Annotated in this window: 5 protein-coding genes and 2 pseudogenes; 5 read left to right on the forward strand and 2 right to left on the reverse strand. The window is 72.2% G+C overall.

Features of this window, described 5'->3' with window-relative positions; genetic code table 11:
* The 5 genes from AC13HU_RS21915 to AC13HU_RS21935 all read left to right on the forward strand — a co-directional run.
* The coding region (locus AC13HU_RS21915) for an amino acid adenylation domain-containing protein (RefSeq protein ID WP_483043624.1) at positions 1–6539 on the forward strand (6539 nt) is incomplete at its 5' end.
* 3 nt (positions 6540–6542) lie between these two features.
* Complete coding sequence (locus AC13HU_RS21920) at positions 6543–6758, forward strand: MbtH family protein (RefSeq protein ID WP_483043625.1); 216 nt, start codon at positions 6543–6545, stop codon at positions 6756–6758.
* Between the two features lie 10 nt (positions 6759–6768).
* Positions 6769–8013, forward strand: coding sequence for a cytochrome P450 (locus AC13HU_RS21925; RefSeq protein ID WP_483043626.1), 1245 nt, complete (start codon positions 6769–6771; stop codon positions 8011–8013).
* A gap of 32 nt (positions 8014–8045) precedes the next feature.
* Positions 8046–8804 (forward strand): SRPBCC family protein, encoded by a 759-nt coding sequence (locus AC13HU_RS21930; RefSeq protein WP_483043627.1) that lies wholly within the window; start codon positions 8046–8048, stop codon positions 8802–8804.
* Positions 8804–9004, forward strand: a complete 201-nt coding sequence (locus tag AC13HU_RS21935; RefSeq protein WP_328460118.1) for a hypothetical protein — start codon at positions 8804–8806, stop codon at positions 9002–9004. The genes AC13HU_RS21930 and AC13HU_RS21935 overlap by 1 nt, the downstream gene beginning before the upstream one ends.
* 258 nt (positions 9005–9262) lie before the next feature.
* Here AC13HU_RS21935 and AC13HU_RS21940 read toward each other — a convergent pair.
* Positions 9263–9544 (reverse strand): annotated as a pseudogene (locus AC13HU_RS21940) (ISAzo13-like element transposase-related protein); the annotation flags it as partial.
* A 345-nt stretch (positions 9545–9889) separates the two neighbouring features.
* Positions 9890–10228, reverse strand: a pseudogene (locus AC13HU_RS21945) (recombinase family protein); the annotation flags it as partial.
* Positions 10229–10322 lie beyond the last annotated feature (94 nt).

The following is a 10322-nucleotide window of genomic DNA, read 5'->3' on the forward strand; positions in this document are numbered from 1 at the left end:
CCCCCGGTCGGCCGGACACCGATCCGCAGGTCGTGCTCGATGTCCGGCATCCGGCCTACGTGATCTACACCTCGGGCTCGACCGGCCGCCCCAAGGGCGTCGTCGTGAGCCACGCCGGCGTGGCGAGCCTGGTCGCCGGACAGATCGAGTGCTTCGCGGTCGAACCCGACAGCCGGGTGCTCCAGTTCGCCTCGCCCAGCTTCGACGCCTCGGTGTCGGAGATCTGCACCGCCCTGCTGCGCGGCGCCACCCTGGTGCTGCCCCCCGCGGCCGATCCGCTCGCCGCGCTGACCGACCCGCGCCTCGACATCACCCACGTGACGGTCCCCCCGTCCGTACTCGCCGCCCTGCCGGACGGCGCGGTGACCGTGTCGACGCTGGTGGTGGCGGGTGAGGCGTGCCCGCCGGAGCTGGTGGAGCGGTGGGCGCCCGGGCGCCGGATGATCAACGCGTACGGCCCGACCGAGACCACGGTGTGCGCGACCATGAGCGACCCGCTCTCACCGGGGGCGGGCATGCCGCCGATCGGGCGACCGATCGCCAACACCCGGGTGTACGTCCTGGACGACCGGTTGCAGCCGGTGCCGCAAGGCGTGACGGGGGAGCTGTACGTCGCGGGCGCGGGCCTGGCGCGCGGCTACCTGAACCGGCCGGACCTGACCGCGAGCAGGTTCGTCGCCTGTCCGTTCGGATCCGATGGGCCCCTCCTGCCCGATGGCGGGCAAGGAGGGAGGATGTACCGCACCGGCGACCTGGTACGACGGCTGGGCGACGGTCAACTGCAGTACGTCGGCCGAGCCGACCAGCAGGTGAAGGTCCGCGGCTTCCGCGTCGAGCCCGGCGAGGTCGAGGCCGCGCTCGCCGAGCACCCCGCCGTCGCCCAGGCCGCCGTCCTCGCCCAGGACCACCGGCTCGTCGGCTACGTCGTCCCGCGCCAGGACACTGCCCGGGACAGCGGGCTGGAAGCGGACCACGTGGAGGAGTGGCAGGACATCTACGACGCCCTGCCCATCGCCCCCGGCGAAGCGGCCTTCGGAGACAACTTCGTCGGCTGGAACAGCAGTTACGACGCCAGCCCGATTCCCGTGGAGCAGATGCGGGAGTGGCGGGACGCCACCGTGGCCCGCATCCTGGCCCTGCGTCCGCGCCGGGTACTGGAGGTCGGCGTCGGCGCCGGCCTGCTGCTCTCGCGGATCGCACCCCACTGCGACAGCTACTGGGCGACCGACTTCTCCGCCACCGCGATCGACGCCCTGGCCGCCCAGGTGGCGGGGGAGGAGCGGCTGGCCGGGCGCGTGGTGCTGCAGACCCGTCCGGCGCACGACACCGACGGACTGCCGGCCGGGGAGTTCGACACCGTCGTGATCAACTCGGTGGTGCAGTACTTCCCGTCCGCCGACTACCTCGCGGACGTGATCGCGAAGCTGATGCGCCTGCTCGCCCCCGGCGGTGCACTCTTCATCGGCGACGTCCGCAACCTGCGGCTGCTGCGCCCACTGGCCACTGCCGTCCAGCTGCACCGGGCCGCCGACGGCGCCGACGGCGCCGACCGCGCGGCCGTGCGCCGCGCGGTGGAGCAGGCCGTCAGGGTGGAGAAGGAACTCCTGGTCGATCCGGACTTCTTCACCGTCCTGCGCGAGCACGGCACGGACATCGGCGCGGTGGCCGTGGCGGTCAAGCGGGGCCGCCACCACAACGAACTGACCCGTTACCGCTACGAGGTGACGCTGCACAACCCGCCGGTCACCCCGCAGCCCCCGAGCCGGTCCGTCGAGCTGGCGTGGGGGCGGCAGGTCACCGGGCCGGCCGGGCTGCGCGAGCTGTTCGCCCAGCCGCCCGCCGAGGTGGTGCGGATCACCGGGGTCCCGAACCGGCGCGTGGTACGGGAGGCAGCCCTGGCCCGGGCGGTGCAGGACGGGAACGAGCCGCTCGCGCAGCTGCTGGAGCGGTTGCACGCCCCGGAAGAGAGTGACCTCCCCGACCCGGAGGACTTCCACGCCCTCGGGCGGGAGTTCGGCCGCGTGGTGGCCGTCACCTGGTCGGCCACCGCGGACGACGCCGTGGACGTGGTCCTCGCCGACTCGCGGACGCTCCACGGCTCCCCGGTCGAGCCGTACCGGTCGGCCGGGGTCACCGGCCGGGCGTTGTCGTCGCTGACCAACCGCCCCATCGGCGGCCGCGGCACCGGCGCCCTCCTCGGCGAACTCCGCGACTGGCTGCGCGGGCGGCTGCCCGACTACCTGGTCCCGTCGGCGTTCGTGGCGCTGGACGCGCTGCCGCTGACCGCCAGCGGCAAGCTCGACCGCCGCGCACTGCCCGCCCCCGACCTCGGCCGGGCCGCGGGCGGGCGGGCTCCGCGCACCCCGCAGGAGCAACTCCTCGCCGAGTTGTTCGCCGAGGTGCTCGGGCTGGCGCAGGTCGGGGTCGAGGACAGCTTCTTCGACCTCGGCGGTCACTCGCTGGTGGCGACGCGCCTGGCCTCCCGGGTCCGGGCGACCCTCGGCGCGGAGCTGGAGGTCCGGACCCTGTTCGAAACCCCGACGGTGGCGGGACTGGCGGCCCGCCTGGACGGTTCCGGAAGGGCGCGGCCCGCGCTGACCGCCCGGCTCCGCCCGGAGCACGTGGAGCTGTCCTTCGCCCAGCGCCGCCTGTGGTTCCTGCACCGGATGGACGGTCCGAGCGCCACCTACAACATGCCGCTCGCGCTGAGCCTGACCGGCGGCCTCGACCGGTCGGCCCTGCACGCCGCACTCGCGGACGTGGTCGCCCGGCATGAGAGCCTGCGGACGGTCTTCCGCGAGACGGGCGGCGTCCCGCACCAGGTCGTGCTGGACACCGCGCAGGCACAACCGGCGCTGCCGGTGGTCGAGCTCGACGAGAGCCGGCTGGCCGGGCGGCTGGCGGACGCGGCCCGGCGCGGCTTCGACCTGGCCTCGGAGCCGCCGATCCGGGCCGAGCTGTTCGCGCTCGCCCCCGACCGGCACGTGCTGCTGGTCGTGGTGCACCACATCGCCGCCGACGGCTGGTCGATGGGGCCGCTGTCCGGCGACCTCGCCGCGGCCTACGCGGCGCGCTGCCGGGGCGAGGAGCCGCAGTGGTCCCCGCTGCCGGTGCAGTACGCCGACTACACCGGCTGGCAACGCGACCTGCTCGGCGACGCCGCCGACCCGGACAGCCTCTTCGCCAGGCAACTGGCCTACTGGAAGGAGGAGCTGGCGGGCATCCCGCAGCAGGTGCAGCTGCCCGCCGACCGGCCCCGCCCGGCGGTCGCCTCCCAGCGCGGCGAGCGGGTCGTGGTCCGGCTGGACCCCGAACTGCACCAGGCGCTGCGGGAGCTGGCCACCGCACGCGGCGCCAGCATGTTCATGGTGCTGCAGGCCGGACTCGCCGCGCTGCTCACCCGGCTCGGCGCCGGTACGGACATCCCGATCGGCAGCCCTATCGCCGGCCGAACCGACCAGGCGCTCGACGACCTCGTCGGCTTCTTCGTCAACACCCTGGTGCTGCGCACCGACACCGGTGGCGACCCCGGCTTCGCCGAACTGCTCGGCCGGGTCCGGCACAAGGCGCTCACCGCGTACGACCACCAGGACGTGCCGTTCGAGTACCTGGTCGAGGTCGCCAACCCGGTGCGCTCACTGGCCCACCACCCGCTCTTCCAGGTCATGCTGGCCCTGCAGAACGCGCCGCTCGGCGAGTTCGCGCTGCCAGGGCTGGAGACCGGCCACCTGGAGGCGCCCACCGGGACCGCGCGGGTCGACCTGACGTTCAGCCTCGCCGAGCAGTTCCGCCCGGACGGCGCCGCGGACGGACTGGTCGGCGCGGTGGAGTACGCCACCGACCTGTTCGACGCGGCCACCGTGGAACTGCTCTTCGAGCGCTGGGCCCGCCTGCTGCGCGCGGCGGCCGCCGACCCGGACCGGCCGATCGGCCGGATCGACCTCATGTCGGACGCGGAACGCCACCGGCTGCTGCACGGGTTCAACGACACGGCCGCGGAGCTGCCGTCGGCCTCGGTGCCTGAGCTGTTCGCCCGCCAGGTGCGGGCCACCCCGGACGCGGTCGCGGTCGTGGCGGGCGGCACCGAACTGACCTACGCGGAACTCGACCTGCGGACCGACCGCCTGGCGACGGCGCTGATCCGCCAGGGCGTACGGCCGGAGACGCCGGTCGCGGTCATGCTGGACCGCTCGGCCGAGCTGGTCGTGGCGATCCTGGCGGTCATCAAGGCGGGCGGCGCCTACCTGCCGCTGGACTCGCGCTTCCCCTCCTCCCGGATCGACCTGATCATGCGGGAGAGCGGAGCCGCCCTGGTGCTCACCCCGGAGGTGCTCGCCGCACTGGCGCAGTCCGCGACCGCCGACCCGTCCGACGTCGAAGTCCCCTGCGAACCACAGCAGTTGGCGTACATCATGTATACCTCCGGCTCGACCGGACGGCCGAAGGGCGTGGCCGTCACCCACCGGGACGTGGTGGGTCTCGCGCTGACCCCCGAGTGGCGCGGCGGCGGACACGAGCGGGTGCTGATGCACTCCCCGACGGCCTTCGACCTCTCGACCTACGAGCTGTGGGTGCCGCTGCTCAACGGCGGCCGGGTCGTGGTCGCACCGCCCGAGCAACTCGACCTCGACCTGCTGCAACACACGATCACCACGCACGGGGTGACCGGACTGTGGCTGACCGCCGGACTGTTCCGGCTGGTCGCCGAGGAGCGACCGGGCCTGCTCGCCGGGGTACGCGAGGTGTGGACCGGCGGCGACGTGGTCTCCCCGGCCGCCGCCGCACGGGTGCTCGCGGCGTGCCCCGGCATCAAGGTGGTCAACGGCTACGGGCCCACCGAGGCCACCACCCTGGCCGCCTGCCATCCGGTGCACGGGCTCCACGAGAACGCCTCGAGCGTGCCGATCGGCGCGCCGATGGCGAACATGCGCGCCTACGTGCTCGACGACCGGCTGCGGCCGGTGCCGACAGGCACGGTCGGCGAGCTGTACCTCGCGGGGACGGGCGTGGCCCGCGGCTACTTCGGCCGACCCGGCCTGACGGCGGAGCGCTTCACCGCCGACCCGTACGGGCCGGCCGGGAGCCGGATGTACCGCACCGGCGACCTTGCCTGGTGGCTCCCCGACGGGACGCTGGAGTTCGCCGGACGCGTCGACCACCAGGTCAAGCTGCGCGGTCTGCGGATCGAGCCCGGAGAGATCGAGGCGGTCCTGGCAGGCTGCCCGGGCGTCGCCCAGGCGGCCGTGGTCGCCCGTGAGGACCGGCCGGGGGACAAACGGCTGGTCGCCTACCTGGTGCCCGCGCCCGAGGGCGCACCCGAGACGGCCGAGCTGGCCGGCCGGCTGCGCCGCGAACTGCCCGACTACATGGTGCCGGCGGCGTTCGTCACCGTGGACGCGCTGCCGCTGACCGCAAACGGCAAGCTCGACCGGGCTGCCCTGCCGGCCCCCGACTACGGGGCACGGGACGCGGGACGCGGCCCCCGGACGCCGCAGGAACAGCTGCTGTGCGGCCTGTTCGCCGAAGTCCTCGGCCGGGAGCAGGTGAGCATCGACGACGGCTTCTTCGACCTGGGCGGGCACTCGCTGCTGGCCGCCCGGCTGGCCTCCCGCGTCCGGGAGACCCTCGGACTGGAGCTGGGGCTGCGCATGCTGTTCGAGGCGCCGACCGTGGCCGGGCTCACCGAGCGCCTGGCCATGAACGATCCGGCCGACGCGCTGGACGTCCTGCTGCCACTGCGTTCGACCGGGACGGCCACACCGCTGTTCTGCGTCCACCCCGGCGGCGGGATCAGCTGGTCGTACAGCGGGCTGCTGAACCACCTCGGCCCGCAACACCCGGTCTACGCTCTCCAGGCGCGCGGCCTCGGCCGGCCCGAACCGCTGCCGAGGTCCTACGAGGAGATGGCGGCCGACTACGCCGACCAGGTTCAGAAGATCCAGCCGGAGGGCCCGTACCTGCTGCTCGGCTGGTCCGCCGGCGGGCTGATCGCCCACGCGCTGTCCTGCGAACTGCAGGCGCGCGGCGAGCGGACCGCGCTGCTGGCGATCCTTGACGCCTACCCGGTGAAGGACGTGCGGTTCGAGGAGGAGCCGGTGCCCACCGTGCGGGACGTACTCGTCGGGGTGCTCGACGTGGACCCGGACGAGCTGGGCGACCGGGAGATCACCTACGCCGAGGTCGCCGAGGTGCTGAACCGGCGGGGCAGCGCGCTGGCCGGCTTGAACGAGCGGCAGGTCGAGGTGATCGTCCAGATCATGATCAACAACGCGAAGCTGGCGGTCGACTTCGTCCCCGGCCGGTACGACGGAGACCTGCTGCTGTTCAACTCCACCATCGACCGGGACCACGACGACGCCGGGCCCGAGGTCTGGCGCCCATACATCGCGGGCCGGATCGAATCGCACGAGATCACCACCCGGCACGACCAGATGACCAAAGCGGGCTCGCTGGCCCAGATCGGACCGATCCTGGCCGCCAGGATCGCCGACACCACCGGTGACGCCCGTGACACCACCCTTTCCCACCAGGAGGACTGACCCGTGACCAACCCCTTCGACGACCAGGACGGCACCTTCCTCGTCCTCGTCAACGACGAGAACCAGCACTCGCTCTGGCCGCAGTTCGCGGACATCCCGGCCGGCTGGACAGTCGCCCACGGACCCGACACCCACGCCGCCTGCCTGGAGCACGTCGAGCGGGCCTGGACCGACATGCGTCCCAAGAGCCTCGCCGACGCCATGGACGCCCAGCGGTAGCGCGGCCGACGTGACCTCCACCGAAACACCGGGCGGGGCCCGCGTAGCGGCCCCCGCCCGGCCAGACGATTTCGCCGCGGCTCTGCTCACCCCCGAGGCGCGCCGGGACCCCTACCCGTTCTACGCCCGCATGCGGCGCGAGGACCCGGTCCACCGCAGCGCGCAGGGCATCTGGTACCTCACCCGGTACGCCGATGTCGAGGCGGCACTGGGCGACCTGCGGCTGTCCAACGACAGGGACCGGATGACCCGCGCCTACAGCGCGCTCGGCGGCGACCTCAAAGCCCTCAGCCGGCTCACCGAGCGACTCGGCCGGGTGATGACCAACACCGACCCGCCGGACCACGCCCGGCTGCGCAAACTGGCCAACAAGGCGTTCACCGCCCGGCGCGTCGAGGCCCTGCGCGACGGTGTCCAGCGGATCGTCGACCGGCTCATCGACGAGGCGGTCGCGGCCGGGCCGACCATGGACCTGATCGAGGCGGTCGCCTCTCGGCTGCCGATGTCGGTCGTCTGCGAGCTCTTCGGCATCCCGGACGAGGACCGTCCGCAGGTCAAGAGCTGGTTCCGCCGCTTCGGCCGGCTCAGCGAGGACATCGACAAGTCCGAGGCGGCGATCGAACAGTACGAGGATTACCTGTCCGGGCTCATCCGGCAGCGCCGGCGTGAACCGGGCGACGACCTGATCAGTGCCCTGGTCGCCACGCAGACGCAGGACGACCGGCTCACCGACTCGGAACTGCTGGCCACCTGCTTCATCCTGATCACCGCCGGCGACGAGACCACCACCCACCTGATCGGCAACGGCGTGCTGGCCCTGCTGCGCCACCCGGACCAGCTGGCCCTGCTGCGCGCGGACCCGGGCCTGATCCGCGGCGCCGTCGAGGAACTGGCCCGCTACGACACGGTGACCCAGGCGGTCGTCAGGGTCGTCGCGGAGGATCTGGAGATCGGCGGACGGAGGCTCCGGGAGGGCGAGCTGGTGTACCTGTTCCTCGGCGCGACCAACCGTGATCCCGAGCGCTTCGAACACCCCGACCGGCTCGACCTGACCCGCCCGGGCAACCGGCACCTGAGCTTCGGCCATGGTCCGCACTTCTGCCTCGGCGGCCCGCTGGCCAAGCTTCAGGCGGAGGTGGCCGTCGGCACGCTGGTGCGCCGGTTGCCCGAGCTGCGGCTGAGCGACGGGGCAGCGCTGGAGTGGCGGCTCAACCCGCTGCAACGGCGGCTGAGCATCCTCCCGCTCGCCTTCTGACCGTGAACGACGACGAAGGAGCAGTACCGACCATGGCCCGAGAGTTCGAGGTCCGCCGGGAGCAGGACCTGCCCGCCACGCCCGAGCAGGTCTGGGACGCGGTGGCCACCGGCGCCGGCAACCTGGGTTGGCTCTACCCGATGGAGATCGAGCCGCGCGCCGGCGGGAAGGCCACCCGGGGCGACGCCACCGTCCTGGCCTGGGAGCCACCACGGCACTTCGCCCTCCGGGCGACCCAGGACGGCGGGTTCTCCAACACGCTCAGCTACCACATCGAGCCGGCCGGTGGCCGAACGAGCCACCTGCGGATGGGAATCCACTGGGTGCACACGGGCGTCGTCGACGAGGCATGGGCCTGGGAAGCCAAGTCGGACGCGGCCGAGAAGCACGTCGACTTCTACCAGCACGGACTCGCCGAGTACCTCCGGCACTTCGCGGGCCGCCCCGCCGTCTACGTCAGGGCGGCGCACCCCGAACCCACCGCCGACCCGGCTGACTTCGCCGCCCTGCGCCGACGCCTCGGCCTCGCCGACGACGCTGCCGTCGGCGACCGGTTCACCCTCCTCGCACCTGGCTCGGACCATGACCCCGTGGAGGTGGTCGTCGACTGGCTCAGCGCCGACTTCGTCGGCCTGCGCGGCCCGGACGCCCTGTACCGGTTCTTCAACGGCAGTACCTGGAAGGTGCCGACCTGGCTCGGCCACCACCTGTTCGCCGAGGGCACCGACGAGCAGCAGGCGACCAAGGCATGGACCGCCTGGCTCAACGACACCCGAGCGCAGGAGCTGTGATGGAGACCTCCACGCGGACGCTGCTCTTCGCCGCGGAACTCGTCGAGGAGGATGGCACCTACGCCCTCGTCGTCCAGGACATGAGGCGGGGCACCGTCCAGACCACCCCGGTCCCCAAAGCCATGGTCGACAAGCTCCCGGCCTTCCTCTCGGCGCTTGCCGCCAAGCTCAACCCGATCCCGCCGCGCCGCCGCTGGTAGCCGCTCCGGAAGGCCGGCTCGGAGCGGATCGCCGGGCCGGGTCGAAAGTGGCTGTTGTCGTTCCGAACGTGACGGCAGCGTTTTCGCTGGTCAGGCATAAGATCGGTGATTCGGTGGGAGCTGTGACCCGCCGGGTTGTCCCTCGCCGGCGAGGCCGGGATGCCGTCTGTTGCCGGACTGCTGGAAGAACACGAGCTCGCTGCTCGCCGTCGTGTCGACGGGTTGCAGGGCGCGGGGGCGCCGTCGGTGTCCGAGGCTGCGGTCAGGACCAGGTCGCAGGTCTCGGTGTGGCGTGTAGTTCCCGTCACCGTGAAAGCGGTGCCGGGTGATCGGCAGAGCGGCGATCTCGTCCTCACTGACCTGGGTGCCGGTGCGGCGCGGATCGGTGTCGAGTTCGGCGTGCACGGTCAGACCTGTCCTGGTGGTGGCAGCCGCGATGCTCTGGACAGTGACTTCATGACTGGTCAGGGGCCTTCCCCGCCAGTTCATGGTGATGGGGGAGAGCAGCCGGTGCTCGATCCGATTCCACTTCGAAGTGCCGCCGTTGGTTGTCCCGGCCGCACGCTCCTCAGTCGCTGTTGTCGTTCCGAGTTTGGGAGATGCGCTTCGAACGGGGGTTCCCGGTTGGGTGATTGCGAAGGGTTCGGCGCATAGAGATGGGGCCTCTTGAACAGCTCGTTGGTGTCGAATCACCGAGCAACGCCAGGAGGCCCCGGTGCCGCAGTGTTCCGTGTCGATGGTCGGGCGGTCCAGTTGGTTCGCCCGGGAGTGTGACTGTCTGGCGCACAGGTTCGGAAACGCCGCCGACAACGGGTCCCGGCGGCCGCGGCGGGAGGTGTCCTCCGACGACTTCAGCGCCATCACGCACATGATGCGGGCCATGTGCCGGTCGCTGTCGTTGATCAGGTTCATGTGGCCGCCGGTGGCTCCCAGGACCGGTCGCTTCACGTACTCGACGATGTCGGTCAGGTCTTCCAGGTCCCGGGGCCGACGGACCAGGCGGTCGAGGTCGTAGAAGATGACGCCATTGATGACTCCGGTGGACAGGTCGGCGAGGAGTTGGCGGAACTTCGGGCGCATGACGACCCAGTCGATGGAGCCGTCGGGGCGGATGACCTTGCGCTTTTTGAAGGCGGAGGTGTCGTTCTCGCGGTAGATCTTCGCGAATGGGGCCCAGTTCAGGCGGGCGCGGGTGTCTTCGGCGTCGTCGTGCTGGCGTTCCACGCCGGCTTCCAGGCCGAAACGGTCGCTGGAGATCCGCAGGTAGGCGCCGGGACGTTGGGGGCGTAGGCGGAGAGCTGGTCGTAGAGGTTGAGGG

It is taken from the genome of Streptomyces sp. NH27, assembly GCF_056859195.1.

Coding starts and splice junctions, on each gene's coding strand:
- AC13HU_RS21935 (WP_328460118.1), top strand. CDS start 8,804: ATGGAGACCTCCACGCGGACGCTGCTCTTCGCCGCGGAACTCGTCGAG.
- AC13HU_RS21930 (WP_483043627.1), top strand. CDS start 8,046: ATGGCCCGAGAGTTCGAGGTCCGCCGGGAGCAGGACCTGCCCGCCACG.